Annotated in this window: 15 protein-coding genes; 2 read left to right on the forward strand and 13 right to left on the reverse strand. The window is 68.0% G+C overall.

The features are described from left to right. Positions 1-63: 63 nt before the first annotated feature. The 10 genes from QYL93_RS18515 to QYL93_RS18560 form a co-directional block, all read right to left on the reverse strand. Complete coding sequence (locus tag QYL93_RS18515) at positions 64-2,403, reverse strand: catecholate siderophore receptor Fiu (protein WP_305745021.1); 2,340 nt, start codon at positions 2,401-2,403, stop codon at positions 64-66. A gap of 330 nt (positions 2,404-2,733) precedes the next feature. After that, on the reverse strand, positions 2,734-3,669 hold the full coding sequence (locus tag QYL93_RS18520) for an MBL fold metallo-hydrolase (protein WP_305745022.1): 936 nt from the start codon (positions 3,667-3,669) through the stop codon (positions 2,734-2,736). 121 nt (positions 3,670-3,790) lie between these two features. Then, positions 3,791-4,180: a D-ribose pyranase gene (gene rbsD, locus QYL93_RS18525; protein WP_305745023.1), complete on the reverse strand. Its 390-nt coding sequence runs from the start codon at positions 4,178-4,180 to the stop codon at positions 3,791-3,793. After that, positions 4,177-5,130, reverse strand: a complete 954-nt coding sequence (gene rbsK / locus QYL93_RS18530) for a ribokinase (protein ID WP_305745024.1) — start codon at positions 5,128-5,130, stop codon at positions 4,177-4,179. The genes rbsD and rbsK overlap by 4 nt, the downstream gene beginning before the upstream one ends. Continuing rightward, complete coding sequence (locus tag QYL93_RS18535) at positions 5,127-6,140, reverse strand: LacI family DNA-binding transcriptional regulator (RefSeq protein ID WP_305745025.1); 1,014 nt, start codon at positions 6,138-6,140, stop codon at positions 5,127-5,129. The genes rbsK and QYL93_RS18535 overlap by 4 nt, the downstream gene beginning before the upstream one ends. Positions 6,141-6,183: 43 nt before the next feature. Next, positions 6,184-7,173 carry an ABC transporter permease gene (locus QYL93_RS18540; RefSeq protein ID WP_305745026.1) on the reverse strand — a complete coding sequence of 330 codons (990 nt, stop codon included), beginning with the start codon at positions 7,171-7,173 and terminating at the stop codon, positions 6,184-6,186. Continuing rightward, the gene (locus QYL93_RS18545) at positions 7,170-8,768 is read right to left on the reverse strand and encodes a sugar ABC transporter ATP-binding protein (protein WP_305745027.1); all 1,599 of its coding nucleotides are present in this window, start codon (positions 8,766-8,768) and stop codon (positions 7,170-7,172) included. The genes QYL93_RS18540 and QYL93_RS18545 overlap by 4 nt, the downstream gene beginning before the upstream one ends. A 25-nt stretch (positions 8,769-8,793) precedes the next feature. Continuing rightward, positions 8,794-9,747, reverse strand: a complete 954-nt coding sequence (locus QYL93_RS18550) for a sugar ABC transporter substrate-binding protein (protein ID WP_305745028.1) — start codon at positions 9,745-9,747, stop codon at positions 8,794-8,796. A 283-nt stretch (positions 9,748-10,030) separates the two neighbouring features. After that, entirely contained in the window at positions 10,031-11,719 is a 1,689-nt protein-coding gene (locus QYL93_RS18555; protein WP_305745029.1) for an AMP-binding protein, read from the reverse strand. A gap of 64 nt (positions 11,720-11,783) precedes the next feature. Further along, positions 11,784-12,524: a hypothetical protein gene (locus QYL93_RS18560; RefSeq protein WP_305745030.1), complete on the reverse strand. Its 741-nt coding sequence runs from the start codon at positions 12,522-12,524 to the stop codon at positions 11,784-11,786. A gap of 100 nt (positions 12,525-12,624) precedes the next feature. Here QYL93_RS18560 and QYL93_RS18565 point away from each other — a divergent pair, with 100 nt between their 5' ends. Continuing rightward, positions 12,625-13,521, forward strand: coding sequence for a triacylglycerol lipase (locus QYL93_RS18565; protein WP_305745031.1), 897 nt, complete (start codon positions 12,625-12,627; stop codon positions 13,519-13,521). Here QYL93_RS18565 and QYL93_RS18570 read toward each other — a convergent pair whose 3' ends face one another. From QYL93_RS18570 to QYL93_RS18580, 3 genes are all read right to left on the reverse strand, one after another. Then, the gene (locus QYL93_RS18570) at positions 13,522-14,490 is read right to left on the reverse strand and encodes a tripartite tricarboxylate transporter substrate binding protein (protein ID WP_305745032.1); all 969 of its coding nucleotides are present in this window, start codon (positions 14,488-14,490) and stop codon (positions 13,522-13,524) included. 106 nt (positions 14,491-14,596) lie between these two features. Continuing rightward, on the reverse strand, positions 14,597-15,592 hold the full coding sequence (locus tag QYL93_RS18575; RefSeq protein ID WP_305745033.1) for a lipase secretion chaperone: 996 nt from the start codon (positions 15,590-15,592) through the stop codon (positions 14,597-14,599). 19 nt (positions 15,593-15,611) lie between these two features. After that, entirely contained in the window at positions 15,612-16,553 is a 942-nt protein-coding gene (locus QYL93_RS18580) for a triacylglycerol lipase (RefSeq protein WP_305745034.1), read from the reverse strand. Positions 16,554-16,719: 166 nt separating this feature from the next. Between QYL93_RS18580 and QYL93_RS18585 the strand changes: the two genes are divergently transcribed. Continuing rightward, a complete protein-coding gene (locus QYL93_RS18585; protein WP_057200007.1) occupies positions 16,720-17,202 on the forward strand; it encodes an Lrp/AsnC family transcriptional regulator in 483 nt (160 codons plus the stop codon). Positions 17,203-17,247 lie beyond the last annotated feature (45 nt).

The following is a 17,247-nucleotide window of genomic DNA, read 5'->3' on the forward strand; positions in this document are numbered from 1 at the left end:
AGGCCCCAGGATTGCCGGGGCCTTGATGGTAGGCAGCTTTTCAGGCTGCCATCTTGCGTTCGATCAGAACGTGAAGTTGGCCGTCAGGCGTGCCGAGCGGGGGATGCCCGGCGTGTAGCGGTAGCCGCTCTTGTTGATGGCCGCCACATAGTCCTTGTCGGCCAGGTTGTACACGTTGAGTTGGACGTCCAGGTTCTTGTTGATGCGGTAGGAGGCCATGGCATCGAACACCCAGTAGGCCTCGGTGTAGGCGGGAGTGCCCACGGCGCCGTCGGTGCCGCGCAGCAGCTTGCCGGCATAGCGCGCGCCGCCGCCCACCGTCAGGCCGAAGGGCAGGCGGTAGGTGGACCACAGCGTGAAGGCGTTCTTGGGCGTGTAGGCCAGGGCCGTGCTCCCGTCGGCCGTTTTGGGCACACCGCTGAGCACCTTGGTGTCCATGGTGGTGTAGCCCGCGCTCAGGGACCAGTCGTTGGTGATCGCGCCGATGGCGGTCAACTCGATGCCCTGCACGCGCTTCTTGCCGGTCTGCACGAAGTTGGCGGCGTTGGTGGGGTCCGTTTCGATGTCGTTGGTGACATCGGTGCGGTACAGCGCGCCGGCCAGGGCGAGACGACCGCCCAGCACGTCCCACTTGGTGCCGACCTCGATGGTCTTGGCCTTCTGCGGGTCGAACTTGGGGTTGGCCGCGTTGTTGGCCGCTGCGCTCAGCTGGTTGTTGGTGCCGCCCGGGGGTTGTGCCGACGTGGCGTACAGCGCATACACGCTGCCGTTCGTGGCTGGCTTGTAGACCACGCCGACCTTGGCGCCGATCAGCGTGTCGGACAGGCTGATCGACGACGGTGTGAGCACGCCGGCCGGCAGCGCGCCTTGCGTCACGGCGTCGAAGTCGGTCTTGAACCGGTCCACGCGCAGGCCGCCCGTGATCTGCCACTGCGGCGACAGCTTGGCCGTGTCGAACAGGTAGGCCGCCACGGTGTTGGTCACGCCCTTGGACCACGCGCCGTTGGCGATGCGGTTGAAGCCGGTCACGTTCGGATTGGGGTTGTACAGGTTGGCCGCTGGCATGGAGCCTGCGGGCGCGTACGTGGTGCCCACACTGGCAAAGCCCTGGCCGTAGTAGCCCAGGTTGCTCTGCTCTTCGCGCGAGAGTTCCAGGCCTGCTGCGAGGTCGTGCTGCACCGAACCGGTGTTGACCGTGGTGGTCAGGCTGGTCTGGTTGATGGCGATCTTGTTGGTCTGGTTGACGTTGGTCGGCAGGTTGCGCGTCACAGTCCAGGTGGAGGGATCGTTCGGGTTGGGCGTGGCCAGCAGGGCCGAGGCCGCCGTGAGCGCCCCCGTGGCAGGGAAGCCGCCGCCCATGAAGGCCGTCAGGCGGTAGTCGTTGTGCGTGCGGCCGAAGCGCGTGGTGTTGCGCAGTTTCGTGCCCGAGGCAAAGTCATGCTCGATGCGCGCCGTGACCATGTCCATCTCCACCTTCGCGAAGTCCGAGGTGGTGCCGTAGAAGTTGCTCGAATCCACGCGCCCTGCAGTGTTCAGAAAGGTGCGGCGGTTGGCCAGTGCCAGGGCGTCCGGCGAGGTGTAGCCGGGCAGGCCGATGGTGGGCACCCCGCCGTCGGGCACGTTGTCCTGGTTGACGTGCAGGTAGTTCAGGAACACGCGCGTGGGCGAGTTCAGGCCCAGGGCCAGCGACGGCGCAATGCCCCAGCGCTTGTTCTTGACCAGGTCGCGCCCGGCAACGCCGGAGTCCTCGCTCATCACGTTCAGGCGGAAGGCGGCACCCGGGTAGGCCTCCAGGGCCTTGTTCCAGTCCACCGTGCCACGCTTGTACGAGGCGCTGCCTGCGCCCAGCGATGCGCCGAAGCTGTTTTCCAGCGTGGGCTGCTTGCTCACCAGGTTGATGGCACCGGTGGGGGAGGTGCGGCCGGTGTCTGTGCCGGCCGGGCCCTTGACCACTTCGACCTGCTGGATGTTGAACACGTCGCGCGAGACCGATCCCAGGTCGCGCACGCCGTCCACGAAGATGCTGCTGGAGCTGTCGAAGCCGCGCATGTAGATCGCGTCGCCGATGCTGGTGTTGCCGTTCTCTCCGAGATAGAAGGTGCCGGCGCCGGGGGTGTTGCGCAGGGCTTCGGTCAGGGTCGAGGCGGCCTGCTCGCGCAGCACCTGCTCCTTGACCACCGAGATGGTCTGGGGCGTGTCCAGCAGCGGCTGGGTGAACTTGGGCGAGGAGACGGCATTGGCCTTGTAGTTGTCGGCGGCCGATTCGACCTTGACTTCCTGCAGCGTGCCGCTGCTGGCAGCGGTCTGTGCCTGGGCGGGCATGCCCAGGGCCACGAGGGCGGCCGTAGCTGCCATGCCGACGGGGTGTTTGCGGCTCTTGATGTAGGTGGTGTTATGCGCCATGAAAGTATCCGTAGGAGTGAGAAACCGGAACTTGGCTGGCTGCAGGAACAACAGGCACGCGGAGAATGCGGCGTGGCAATGTCGGTCGACGGTGGCTGGCTGAGAACCCGCGCAGCCGAACGTACCGATGGCTTGCAGGAATATCAAATGATAACAATTATCATTTGATGGCGGTTACACATGGCTGCATCCAGCCTTGACGGCACCTGAAGATGGCCGAAAAATGTGGCGATGCAGCAACAGCGTGACGCGCAGGGGGCCCAGAAGGGGTTGAAAATCCGCTTCCTCTGGCAAAGGCAACGGGGTGCGACGTGACCCAGGGCGTCTATTTCAGGCGTTGTGCAGCAACTCGCCCCGGCGCACGGCTGCGCCTGAGCGCACCAGGTCGTCCATCAGGCCCTGCAGCCAGTCGTCCTGGCCCTGGTCGCCAAAATGGCGCGCATGCAGCATGCCGAAGTACGGCGTGGCCAGCGTCCAGGCCGTGAGGTCGGCCAGGCTGATCTGCTGCCACTCGAGCAGCTTGTACTTGAGCAGCACCTTGGCGGCGTAGAGCGCATGCTTGTGCGGGTTGCGCACGAAACCATCCAGGCGGCGGCGTGCGCCCTCGATGGCGCGCGGTGCATCGGCAAACACCGGGCCGTGGCCCGGAATCACCGTGCGCGGCTCCAGGCGCTCGATCAGGTCCAGCGTGGCACCCACCTGGGCGAAGGCATCCTCGCCTTCGAGTTCGGGGAAGACCACGCCGAAGCCGTTCTCCCACAGCGCGTCGGCCGAGATCAGGATCGCATCGCGTGGTTCGAACAGCACGACGGAATGCGTGTCGTGCCCCGGTGCCGCATGCACTTGCCAGGTGCGGTCGCCCAGCAGCACGCAGGAGCCGGGATCCAGCAGTGTGTCGGCACGGAACGGCGGGCATTGCTGGCCGGTGGGCGTGTAGCTCAGCGCGTAGGCGTCCCACTGGCGCACGTGGCGGGCCTGCCCGGGGGGGATGGACGTGAGCACCCGCGGCCAGGTTTTTTGCAGTGCGGCGTTGCCGCCGCAGTGATCGCTGTGCAGGTGGGTGTTGAGCACCCGGTCCAGCGGCCTGCCGCCCAGGGCCGCCTGCACCAGTGCCACGGTCTGCTCGGCATGGCTGCAGTAGCCGGTGTCCACCACGGCGGTGTCGTAGTGGCCGATGAACAGGATGTTGTTGGCCGATAGCCAGCCGCGTTCCAGCACGGCGATTTCAGGGGGCAGAAAGGGCGCGGCAGAGGCTGGCGTGGGCATCAGGAGGGGACTGGCAGATGGCGTGGCGCAGCGGGTGGCCCGCTGCTGCGATCTGTCAGCCTAACCCAGCGCAAGCGTCTGCCGGGTTATCCAAAACCCGTGCGTTACCGGGCAGATTGCATCAGAACGTCACACCGGCGCACAGGATCACGTTCGCATAGGGCGTGCATTCCCCTGTGCGCACCATCACGCGGGCCTCGCGGCACAGGCGCTTGAATTCTTCGTGCGGCACTGCCTCGGGCGCCACAGGCAAGTTGCACCAGCCGGGCAGTGCCCCTGCGGCACGCTCCACGGCCTCACTGGCGATCAAGGCGCGTTCGACCTGCATTTCGGACAGCACAGCCTGCAACACGTCGGCCACCGCCGGGATGCCCGGCGTCAGCGCCAGATCGATGCGCCGGGGGCCGGGCGGGATCGGCAGGCCCACGTCGCCGATCACCAGCATGTCGCCATGGCCCAGGCAGGCGATGGCGTGGGAGAGTTCGGCGTGCAGCAAGGTGGTGCGTTTCACAGCGGGATCCAGTCGGGTGGTTGCGGGCTTGCCGCCACGGCGGCCCGGGTGGGGATGGAGGGCTGGGCCCCCGCCTGCGTCACGCACAGTGCGGCCGCGCGAATGCCATCCCGCACGGCGGCGTTCAGCGGCTCGCCGCGCGCCAGTGCAACGGCCAGTGCGCCAAGGAAGGTGTCGCCTGCGGCGGTGGTGTCCACGGCCTTCACGGCCATTCCGGGGTGGTGCGTGCTGCCCAGGGTGTCGGCGGCCACGGCGCCGGCGGCACCGAGCGTGACCACCACCTGCGCCGGCCCCAGGCCGCGCAGCGTCTGTGCGGCCATGGCGGCGTCGGCCACGGTTTCCACGGCAGTGCCTGCCAAAGCCGCTGCTTCCACCTCATTGACCACCAGCGTGTGCACCAGAGGCCACAGGCCCTCGGGCAGGCGCTGGATGGGCGAGGGGTTGAGCAACACGCGGCAGCCGGCGGCAAACGCCTGCTGCGCGGCGGCCATTACCTGGGTCAGGGGGGTCTCGAACTGCAGCACCAGGCTGTGGGCCTGGGCCAGCACGGCACCGAGGGCCTGCGTGTCGAGTTCGAAGCGGCCGTTGGCGCCGGGTACCACGACGATGCGGTTCTGCCCGGTGGCTTCCACGGTGATGGCCGCCACACCTGTGGTCTCTGTGGGGTCGGTCTGCACGCCGCTGTGATCGATGCCGTCCTGTGCCAGGCTGGTGCGCAGCGTATGCCCGTAGGCATCGCCGCCCACGCGGCCGAACAGATGCACCCTGGCGCCCTGGCGTGCGCAGGCCACGGCCTGGTTGCCGCCCTTGCCGCCGGGCACCAGGTGCAGTGCCTGGGCCAGCACCGTCTCGCCGGGGCCGGGGGCGGCGGCGACCTGCAGGACCAGGTCCATGTTGAGGCTGCCCACCACGGCGATGGTGGGCGCGCCGTGCCTTGTCGCGGCCGTCATGGCTGGACCTGTGCTGTGGAGGCACGTACGCGCAGTTCCGGCTGCAGCATGACCTTGCGCGCATCCTGGCGCTTGCCGTCGATGCGCTCGAGCAGCATGTCCACCGCCAGCGCGCCGATGCGCTGCTTGGGCTGGGCCACAGTGGTCAGCGGCGGGCTGGTGAACGCGGCGAGCTCGATGTCGTCGAAGCCCACGATGGACAGGGCCTCGGGCACGCGCAGGTCGCGCTCGTGCGCTGCGCACAGCGCGCCCATGGCCATCAGGTCGTTGCAGACGAACACGGCGGTGGGCGGCTGCTGTGCGCGCAGCACGGCATGCATTGCCTCGTAGCCTCCCTGGCTGGTGAAGTTGCCTTGCCACAGCAGGCCTTCGCCCGTGCCGCAGCCGGCATCGGCCAGCGCGGCGCGCCAGCCGGCGATGCGCTGCTCGCTGGGCGCAATGCCCTCGGGCCCGCCGATGCAGGCGATGCGCCGGTGGCCCAGCGACAGCAGGTGGCGCGTGGCCAGCAGGCCGCCCTGCATGTGGGCGGTTTCCACCAGGTCGCAGGGCTGCTGCTCGGCCAGTTCGATCTCGCGGTCCACCAGCACGGTGGGGATGGACAGGCCAGCCAGCTGCGTGGGCAGCGTGGCGTCGTGCCCGGTGGAGACGACGATCAGCCCGTCGATGCGCCGCTCGGCCAGCACCTGCAGGTAGCTGCCCTGGCGGTGCGCCTCGTCATTGGTGTTGCACAGGATGAGGTTGTAGCCCGCGCCGAAGCACCGGTCTTCCACCGCGTGCACGATCTCGGCGAAGTAGGGGTTGGAACTGTTGGGGATCAGCATGCCCAGCGTGCGCGTGTTGTTGCTCTTGAGGCTGCGGGCGATGGCGCTGGGCACGTAGCCCAGGGCGCGGATGGCTTTTTCAACGCGCTCGCGCCCCTCGGGGCTCACGTGGCGCGTGCCGTTGACCACGTGGGACACCGTGGTGACCGATACGTCGGCATGCCGCGCAACGTCCTTGATAGTAGCCATGGAGAAAATGGTGGGACAGGGAATTCGTGGGGGGATGGATGGTTCAGGCCGCCGCGCGCCGCTGGCGCAAGGTGTCCACGATGACCGCCGCGACGATCACCACCCCCGTGATGATGCGCTTGCTCGGCTCGCTGGCTCCCACCTGCGCCAGGCCGGCCTCCAGCACCGCAATGATCAGCACGCCGAAGGCGGTGTTCACCACCGAGCCGCGCCCGCCCATCAGGCTGGTGCCGCCGATCACCACGGCGGCGATCACCTGCAGCTCCATGCCCGTGCCGGCATTCGGGTCGGCCGCCTCCAGGCGTGCCGACTGCATCAGCCCGGCCAGGCCCGCGAGCAGGCCGGTCACGGCAAACACGATGACGCGGATGGGCCGAGGGTCCACCCCGGCCAGGCGCATGGCCTCTTCATTGGTGCCGATGCCGACGACACAGCGGCCGAACACCGTGCGCGTGAGCACCAGCTGCGCCACCACCACCAGCGCCAGCGCGATCAGAAAGGCCACCGAGATGCCGCCCAACATCGGCGCGGACAGCCATGAGATCGCATCGCCCACGTACTGCGTGCGCGAATCGGTCACCACGTAGGCACCGCCGCGCACGGCTTCGAGCATGCCCAGCGAGACGATGAAGGACGGCAGGCGCCAGGCCACCGAGACAGCCCCGGTGACCGTGCCGCAGATCAGCCCCGTGGCCAGCGCCAGCAGGGCGGCGGCAGGCACGCTCCACTTCCACTGCACGATGGCGGCGGCCGAGGTGGCGGCAGCCAGCGCCATCACCGAGCCCACCGACAGGTCAATGCCGGCGATGATCAGCACGAAGGTCATGCCCACGGCCATCACGGCCAGCGCCGGGATCTCGTTGGCGATGGTGACGAAGGTCTCCACGCTCCAGAAGTAGTCGGAAAGGGTGGAGAACAGCGCCACCATGCCCGCCAGCACGGCCAGCAGCCCGAGGTAGGTGCCCAGCTGGCTGCGCCAGGCGGGCGTGGGACGGGGCGCTGCAACAGCGGCAGGGGATGCGGGGGCGTTCATGCGGTGGCGGGAGTGGAAGGGGAAGAATGGCCAGGGGCTTGGCGGCCACCGGGCTCGGAGAAGGCAGCGGCCAGCAGCGATTGCTCGGACCACTGCCCGCGCTCGAACACGGCCACCAGGCGGCCGGCGCTCATCACGCCGATGCGGTCGGCCATGGCCATCAGCTCGCGCAGGTCGGACGAGACCACGAGCAGGGCGCGCCCATTGGCGGCCATGCGGTCCAGCTCGCCATAGAGTTCGGCGCGCGCGCCCACGTCCACGCCGCGCGTGGGTTCGTCGAGCAGCAGCACCCGGCCTTCGCGGTGCAGCCAGCGTGCGAACACCACCTTCTGCTGGTTGCCGCCCGAGAGCGTGCCCACGGGTTGTTCGGGGCTGCGGCAGCGGATGCCCAGCGTCTGGACGAAGCCCTGCACCAGGCGGTTTTCCCTGGCGCGCTGCAGCCAGCCCGCGCGGGAGATGGTGGACAGATCGGACAGCGTGGCGTTGATGCGGATGGACTGGCCGAGCAGCAGGCCCTGGGACTTGCGGTCCTCGGTGACCAGGCCCACGCCGGCCGCAATGGCCTGCATCGGTGAGGCAAAGCCGCGTTGCAGTACGCGCGGCGCGGCGCCTGCCGCGGTGTCGGGATCAGGGTGCAGGGTGACGCTGCCCCGGTCGGCACGGTCTGCGCCGAACAGCAGCCGCACGAGCTCGGTGCGGCCCGAGCCCACCAGGCCCGCAATGCCTAACACCTCGCCAGCGCGCAGCTCCAGGCTTACGTCCTGCACTGCCGTGCCCCGGCCGATGGCCTGGGCGCTCAGCACCACGGGCCCCGCCGTGCGGCGCGGGCGGTGCTCCAGGTCGCTGACGGAGCGGCCCACCATGCGCTGCACCAGGTCGTCCTCGCTCATGCCGGCCATGGGGCGCGCGTCCACCAGGCGGCCGTCGCGCAGCACGGCCACGCGGTCGGCAATGCGGCGCAGCTCTTCCAGGCGGTGCGATACGTAGACGATGGCCACACCGCGCGCCGTCAGCCGTGCGATCTGGTCGAACAGGTAGGTGGTCTCGCGCGGGGTGAGCATGGCTGTGGGCTCGTCGAGCACCAGGATGCGCGTGTCGTCCTGCAGGTTGCGCGCGATCTCCACCATCTGCTGCTGGCCTATGCCCAGCTGCGACACGGGCGTGGCGGGGTCGATACTGTCCAGGCCGATCTTGGCCAGTTGCGCGCGCGCCGCCGTGTGCAGCGCATCGCGCCGCAGCCAGCCCGCGCGGTGCGGCAGGCGGCCCATGAGCAGGTTCTCGGCCACGGTGAGCGTGGGCACCAGGCCCAGCTCCTGCATCACCATGCGCACGCCCAGGCGCTCGGCCTCGCGGCGCGAGGCGGGGGCGTAGGTCTCGCCGGCCAGGCGCATGCCGCCGCGCGTGGCCGATTCCAGCCCGCAGACGATCTTGGACAGGGTGCTCTTGCCCGCACCGTTCTCCCCCGTGAGCGCCAGCACCTCGCCGGCGTTGAGCGCGAGCGTGATGCCGTCGAGCACGGTGGCGGTGTAGTCCTTGCCCACTGCGTCGATGCACAGCAGCGGCGCGGCAGGGGCTTGGGAGGCAGGTCTGTTCATATCGTCAGCGGCTGGTAAGGGCCGTTTACTTGCTGCCCTTGGTGACCAGCACCACGTCGGTCTTCACCTCGGCGGGCAACTGGGACTGGGGGGTCTTGGCGGCAATCGCCTTTTGCGCCAGCTCGATGCCGAACACGGCCTGCTTGGCGGCGTACTGGTCGGCAGTGGCCAGCACGCGGCCATCGGCCAGCATGGGCTTGATGGCGCCGATGTTGTCGTAGCCCACCACCTGCACCTTGCCGGCCTTGCCGGCGGCCTTGACGGCCGCCACCACGCCCAGCGCCATGCTGTCGTTGCCGGCCAAGAGGGCCTTGAGGTCAGGGTGCTCGCGCAGCATGCCGGCGGCCACGGTGTTGCCCTTCTCGATCTCCCACTGGCCCGATTGCACGCCCACCACGGTGATGCCGGCGGCCTGCATGGCGTCCTTGTAGCCCAGGGTGCGCTGCTGCGCGTTGAAGGTGGTCGACACGCCTTCGATGATGCCCACCTTGTCGCCCGACTTGAGCGACTTGGCCAGGTGCTCGCCCACCAGCCTGGCGCCGGCGCGGTTGTCCGGGCCGACGAAGGGCACGGTGAGGTTCTTTTCCTTCAAGGCATCGCCGTCCAGGCGGTTGTCGATGTTGACCACGATGATGCCCTTGTCCACGGCGGCCTTGACGGCTGGCACCAGGGCCTTGGAGTCGGCCGGGGCGAGCACGATGGCGCTGACCTTCTGGGCCACGGCCTGCTCGATCATCTTGATCTGGGCAGCCGTGTCGGTCTCGTTCTTGATGCCGTTGGCCACCAGCATGTACTCGCTGGCGTGGGCCTTCTGGTGCGCCTTGGCACCGTCTTCCATGGTGCGGAAGAACTCGTTGGCCAGCGACTTCATGACCAGGGCGATCTTGGGCTTGTCCTGCGCCCAGACGGGGCTGGCAAGCATGCCGCCGAGCACGGCGATGGCGGCGGCGGTCTGAACGGAACGGCGGGTGAACTGCATGGTGTCTCCTGTTGGAATGGTGGGCAAGGCACGGCCACCGAAAAGCCGCGCGAAATTGCGCGAGAGCCCCGGTGGCGTACCAAGCCAGTGCTGTGTCGCCCGGCGATCATAGCGTCCGCAATCGTTTGCGCAAACGATTGCTAATCGGGGATTACCCTAAATGGTGCGATGCGCTCAGCGCAGCCGAGGTGCCTCGGGACGCATCCACTGGGCATACCGGGGAGCAGAAAAAAAGGGCGCCGAAGCGCCCTGGAAAATGGGGTGGCCAGCGCCGGCCGAGGTGCTATGCCGTGGGGGCGCGCAGCTCGCGCCGCAGGATCTTGCCCACATTGCTCTTGGGCAGTTCGTCGCGGAACTCGATGTACTTGGGGCGCTTGTAGCCGGTCAGGTTCTCCTGGCAGAAGCGGGCCACGTCTTCCTCGCTCAGCGCCGGGTCGCTCTTGATCACGAAGATCTTGATCGCCTCGCCCTGCTTCTCGTCGGGGATTCCGATGGCTGCGCACTCCACCACGCCGGGGCACAGCGAGACGACCTGCTCCAGCTCATTGGGAAAGACGTTGAAGCCGCTGACCAGGATCATGTCCTTCTTGCGGTCGATGATGCGCGTGTAGCCGCGCTCGTCCATGATGCCGATGTCGCCCGTGCGCATGAAGCCGTCGGCCGTGAAGGCCTTGGCGTTCTCCTCGGGCTGGTTGTAGTAGCCGGTCATCACATTGGGGCCGCGGATGCAGATTTCGCCCGACTCACCCTGCGCCAGGCTGTTGCCCGCGTCGTCCTTGATGGCGATGTCGATGCCCGGCAGCGGCAAGCCGATGCTGCCGCTGAACTCGGTGTTGGTCACCGGGTTGTTGGTGCCGATGGCGCAGGTCTCGCTCATGCCCCAGCCTTCGATCATGGTGCTGCCCGTGAGCTTTTGCCACTGCTTGGCCGTGCCTTCCGATGCGGCCATGCCCCCCGCCTGCGACACGCACAGGTGCGAGAAGTCGAGTGTGCGGAACTGCGGGTTCTGCAGCAGCGCGTTGAACAGGGTGTTCACGGCAGGCAGCATGTGGAAGGGGCGCTTTTTGAGTTCGGCCACGAACTTGGGGATGTCGCGCGGGTTCGGGATCAGCGTCAGGCTGGAGCCCTGGCGGATGGCCAGCAGGCACAGCGTGAGCGCGAAGATATGGTACAGCGGCAGCGCGGCAATGCTGTTGGCGCGGCTGAGGTCGCCCACCTTGGACAGGGCCGGGGTGAACCAGGCCTCGGCCTGTAGCGTGGCGGCGACGATGCAGCGGTGGGTGAGCACCGCGCCCTTGGACAGCCCGGTGGTGCCGCCCGTGTACTGCAGGAAGGCGATGGAGTCGAGCGTGGCCTGGCTGGGCGCCAGCGTGCGGCGCTCGCCCAGGGCGAGTGCCTTTTTGAACGGGACCACCTTGCGGCCGTTGGTCAGCGGCAGCTCGTAGGCCGGCACCATCTTGGCCAGGTGGCGCACGGCAAAAGTGATCCAGCGGCCGAACCACAGGCCGAGCAGGTCGCCCATGGAGGCCATGACCACATGCTTCACGGCCGTGTTGTCGATCACCTCGGCCAGCGTGTGGGCAAAATTCTCCAGGATCACGATGGCTGTGGCGCCCGAGTCCTTGAGCTGGTGCTGCAGCTCGCGCGCCGTGTACAGGGGATTCACGTTCACGCAGGTGTAGCCGGCGCGCAGCACGGCGGCCATGGTCACGCCGAACTGGGGCACGTTGGGCAGCATGATGGCCACACGGGCCCCGGGCTCAAGCCCCAGGCCCTGCAGGTAGGCGCCCATGGCGCCGGACAGGCGATCGAGCTCGCCGTAGGACATCCACTGGTCCATGCAGACCGAGAAGGGGCTCGATGCGTTCTTGCGGAAGGACTCCTCCAGCATATGGGCCACAGAGCGGTATTGCTCGGGCTTCACGTCATGCGGGACGCCCGGGGGGTAGCTCTTGAGCCAGATCTTTTCCATGCGCTTTTCCTTGCTCGCCAGTAAGTGTTGGGCACAGATTGTCAAAGCGCGAGGGGACAATCAGCTACCGGGCTTGTCCTAGGGTGCGGGCCAGTTCGGTCCCCGAGGTGACAGCATCACCGTCGAACAGCAGGTGCATCAGTGCCTGCTCGCGCTGCTCTATGGTGGCCAGGAACTGCTCGACCGCGCCGCGCTGGCGTGCCAGCTGGCCGAAGGTGTCGAACCCGGCTTCCAGGAACTGCTGCAAGGCGCCCATGCCGGCTGCCGTGGCAGGCCCGCGCATCATGCGCAGCATGGTGCGAAGGCCGGGCGTGCGGGTCAGGCGCGCCAGGTCGCGCCCCATGGCCAGCACCCGCGCCAGTTGCTGCTGGCGTCCGGTGCGCTGGCCCACGGCGCGCCATGCGGCGGCATAGCGGGGGGCTTCGGGCGCGGCCGCATCGGCCTGCAGCCAGGCGCGGCCCATGTCCTGGTCCAGGTTCTCGGTCTGGGCATGCAGCACGGCCAGCGCCACGGCGGTGTCCACCACGGGGCGGGGAAACATGGTCTGCAGCGTCCCCGCGATGCGGGCAAACTGCTGGTCGCGGGCCGTGTAGTCCTTGTCGCTGTAGAGCTCCTCCAGAAAGAAGCGCGCTGCGGGGCCGAAGGCGGGCGAGGCCATCAGGTCGGCATAGGTGCCGGCAAAGCGGCGCGCCTGCAGCGTTTTGACGGTGGCCACCACCGCACCCAGGGGGGCATCCCCCGTGCGGTGCAGGCGCAGCGCGTTGACATCGGCAATGCTGTCGCGGATGGTCTGGGCCGCGTCCATAGGTCCGTCTCCTGAGGCCGCACAATGCAGCGATGCCATTAGAACCTGTTCAAAATGGTCTTGCACAGCGTCGTTGACGGGAAACAACTCCATTCAAATCATGATTGCGCACGGGCAAAAAATCCTCCTTCTGATTCTTGCGCTGGCTGAAGCCGCCTGGTTGGCCTGGCAGTGGCCACAATCCCCCGTGCGGGCGCTGGCCGGTGCGCTGTTGCCCCTGGCCTTGTTCTGGCTGGTGATGGCCATCGAGTTCGTGCTCATGCACCGGCTCAACCGGCACGACGCCGCGCCACGGGCGCGCCTGTCCCAGGTGGTCGGCGCCTGGTGGGCCGAGATATGGGTGTCTCTGGTGGTGTTCTGCTGGCGTCAGCCGTTTCTCCACCAGGCGGTGGGGGACTGGCTGCCCGAGCGGCCTACAGGCCGCCGCGGCGTGGTGCTGGTGCATGGTTTCATGTGCAACCGGGGACTGTGGCTGCCCTGGCACGCGCCGCTTCGGGCACAGGGCCATGCCCATGTGGCGGTGAACCTGGAGCCGGTGATGGGTTCCATCGACGAGTATGCCGCGATCATCGAGGACGCCGTGCTGCGCGTGACGGCTGCCACCGGCATGGCGCCGGTGCTGCTGTGCCACAGCATGGGTGGGCTCGCCGTGCGTGCCTGGCTGCGTGCGCATGCGGCCGATGCGCGCGTGCACCGCATCCTGACCCTGGGTACGCCACACGGCGGCACCTGGCTTGGGCGCTTCAGCCGCGCTGTCAATGGCCGCCAGATGAGCCTGGCGGGCGACTGGGTGAAGGGCCTGCTGAGCGTGGAGCCGCAGGGGCGGGCGCAGCGCTTCACCTGCTGGTACTCCAACTGCGACAACATCGTCTTCCCGGCCAGCACTGCGGCCCTGGTGGGGGCGGACAACCGCTTCCTCAATGGCCTGGCGCATGTGCAACTGGCATTGCACCCCGAGGTGATGGCCGCCTGCCTGGCCGAGATCGGCAAGGACTGACTATTCGATCTTGATCTTCGCGGCCCGGATCAGGAACTCGTACTTGCTGTTTTCCGAGCGCACGAACTGCGCGAACCCGTCCAGCGTGAGTTCCTCGGGGGTGATGCCCATCTGCTTGAACTTCTCCTTGCCGGCCGCCGACTGCATGGCGGCCGTGAAGGCCGCCGCGTAGCGCTGCGCATCCGCCTGCGGCAGCGATGCCGGTGCGAACAGCCCGAACCAGGTCGAGACGTTGAAGCCCTGCACGGCATCGTTGATGCTGGGCACCTGCGGCAGTGCGTCGCTGCGGCTCAGGGTGGTCACGCCCAGCGCGTGCAGCTTGCCCGAGCGGATGTGCGGCAGCGCCGACGCGAGGTTGTCGAACACCATCAACACCTGGCCAGACTGCAGCGCTGCCAGCGCCGGGTTTGACCCCTGGAAGGGCGTGTGGCCCATCTTGGTGTTGGTGAGCGACTTGAACATCTCGGCCGAGATGTGGCCGATGCTGCCGTTGCCGCCCGAACCGTACTTGGCCTGGTCGGGGTTCTTTTTGAGGTATTGCACCAGGTCGGGCGTGGTCTTGATGCCCAGCTTGGCTGCCTGCTCCGCGTTCACGACCAGCACGTTGGGTGTGCGGGCCACAAGTGCGATGGGCTTGAAGTCCTTGATAGCGTTGTACGGGAAGTTCTTGTACAGCCAGGGGTTCACTGCGTGGGTGGCCACGGCGCCCATCAGCAACTGGTTGCTGCCGGCCGGTGACTTGGCCACCAGGTCGGCGCCGGTACCGCCGCCGGCGCCGGGCTTGTTCTCCACCTTGATGGCGCCCAGTTGCGCAGCGGCGCCTTCCGCGATGATGCGGGCCGAGGTGTCAAGAGGGCCGCCCGCAGGGTAGGGCACCACGATGGTCATCGGGGCGGAAGGGGTCTGGGCCAGGGCAGCGGTGGCCGCCGTGGCCAGGGCCACACTGAACAAGGTGCTACGGAGCGACATCGGGATCCTCTTGATTTCCGGGAGTGCGCAGTATATGCATCTGTACAGGGTTTACCCTTTGTTGCTTACCGAATGGTCAAACCGTCTGTATGGGAGGTGTGCCGCTTCAGCGGACGGGAATTCCGGCCTGGAGGGCACGCAACGCCAGGGCTGCATCCACGCGCTGCAGTTCCTCCGGCGTGAACAGCTGCTGGCGCAGGGCTTGCGCTGCGGCCTCGCCCTGTCCGGCGCGCGCCTGGCTGAGTTCGTCGAGCCGGCTTTGCCACTGCTGCTCCTCGCGGTCCAGTTGCGCCAGGGCATGGGCGGCCTGCTCCCCGAACTGTGCGCTGCGCGCCGTGTGGCGCTGGAAATCGCCCACGCCCTGGGCATTGAAGGCGGCCGTCTGCGCGGCGGCGTCCATGTGGGCCGTGGCCGCAGCGCGCTCGGCACGGCGCTCGGGGGCGAGTTCGGATTCGGTGGCGCGCAGCGCGCTGTCGCGCTGCTGCGGCGTGAGCTGGGTATTGCGCGCGATCTCCAGGCGCGCCAGGGTGTAGCGGTCGAGTTCGGCCTCCTGTGCAAACAGGGCGTCGTACTCTTCGTCCTGGAAGTGCTGTTGCCGGATCTTCTGGCGCGCCTCCATGGCCTCGCGCAGCGCGCGTGGATCGCCGGGGTCGCGGGGGGCCGACAAGGCGCCCAGCGCCACGCGGTAGTCCACATACCGCTCGGCCAGGGCCAGGGCGCGCGTGGCCAGTTCGGCGGGGAAATGCTTGCCCACCAGTTGCGCCAGGCGCTGCTTGAGCGCTTCGGGGTTGTTGGCTTCGCCGGCTTCGAAGAGGAGGGCCTCCAGCGTGTTGCGCAGGCCGGGCACCAGCAAGGGGTCGGCGCCTGTGGCCGTCGAAGAGGCGGCCGAGGCAGCGGCGAGGGCTGCGGAAGCAGGTGTGAGCGCTGCCGATGCCGTGCGGCCAGCGGGCGCCGCCGCGCCTGCCGCAGGCAAAGCCGCGCTGGCGCCAGGACCGGTGTCCTGGCTCGCCTCGGCCCGCCAGGCACGCCACCCGAGCACGGCCGCGACCAGCAATGCCAGGGCAATGGCGACGGTCACGGCGGGGCGGGGGAGGCGGTCCATGGCGGAGATCATCGCAAAATTACAGGCCGGCAGCTTTGAGGCGGTTGGCCTGCTGGCGGTACAGCGTCACCGGGTCGGTCGAGAACCAGTCGCGCAGCCCCACGAGCTGGTTCACTTCATCGAGGTGGTTCTGGCGGTAGTCGCCCAGGTGGGTGCCCAGGCGCGAAGAGCAGGCCGACACCAGGCCGTCGTTGGCTTCGCCGAAGACCAGGCCCAACACGCCGAGCAGGGCGTCGCTGGCGTCCAGCACATTGGTCAGGGTCTTGGTACCCGTCCAGGAGTAGTAGCGCACACCGTTGACCAGCTCGGCGCCATTGCCGCAGCCTGCGGTGGGCACGCCTTGCGGGAAGCGGCGGTTGAAGGCAGCCGAGCCTGCCGTGGTCAACGAATCGAGCGCAGCCGTGGGCATCTGCGGCAGGCCCGAGCCGCCCGAGGTCAGGTTGATCAGCGCCACCAGGGCCGATGCCGCGCCGCTGGCGACGGTTTCGGACACCGAACCCGCCGGCGCCACGCCGCGCAGGATGTCGGCCACGCGCGAGCCGCGGTTTACGCCGCCGACCGAGGTCACCGAAGCGATCTTGCCCGGGGCCACGCCGGCCACGTAGCGCGCAGTGGGGCCGCCATGCGAGTGCCCCACCAGGTTCACCTTGGCCGCGCCGGTGATGGCCAGGATGTTCTTCACCTGGGCCAGCAATTGCTCGCCGCGCACTTCGGTGCTGTTGGCTGCCGAGACCTGGGCCACGTAGACCTTGGCGCCGCCCTGGCGCAGCGCATCGGGAATGCCGTAGAAATAGTCCACGCCCAGCGCCGAGTCGAAGCCGAAGAGGCCGTGCACCAGCACGATGGGGTAGCGCGTCTGCGTGTACCCGGCCTGTGCGTGGGCACCGGCCCCGAGGAGCAGTGTCGATGCCGTGGCGGCGAGCGCCAGTCGCCGCAGAAGGCGGCCAAAGAAACCTGTCATGTGCTTGTCTCCGTTGATGGATATTTTTGGTTTTCACAAAAAAGAACGACCGTTCGTTTTTGCGGTATTCATTGTTCTTTGGCAGCCCCCGGTGTCACTATCGGGACATACCCGAGTTTGGCGAAGGGCCATCGAGGTCGGCGCCAATTTCGTAGAATCCTGCGCCATGACTGCTTTCAACGCACTTGACAAGCTGGATCGAGCAATCCTGCGCCGCTTGCAGGAAAACGGCAGGGAAACCTACGACGTGATCGGCGAACAGGTCGGCCTGTCGCCCAGCGCCGTGCTGCGCCGGGTCAAGCGGCTCGAAGACAGCGGCGTGATCGCGCGCTACGTGGCGCTGGTGCCGCCCGAGGCCGTGGGCCTGGGGCTCACCGCCTACCTCAACGTGCGCCTGGAAAAGCACACCGAAAGCCACAAGCGCAACCCCATGGACGTGTTCCGCGCGAGCGTGCAGACCTGGCCCGAGGTGGTCGAATGCGCGTCCCTCACGGGCGAGATGGACTACCTGCTGCGCGTGGTGGTGGCCGACATGGCGCATTACAGCCGTTTCATCATGGACACGCTGCTCAAGCACCCCAGCGTGCAGGACTGCAAGACCAGCTTCGTGCTGGACCGCGTGAAGGCGACCACGGCTGTGCCCGTGTGAGAATCCGCAGGCCTGCTCCCATGCCGGGGGAGGTGTTTCACGGAT

This window comes from Acidovorax sp. A1169 (genome assembly GCF_030704685.1).
Lineage (GTDB): Bacteria > Pseudomonadota > Gammaproteobacteria > Burkholderiales > Burkholderiaceae_C > Acidovorax.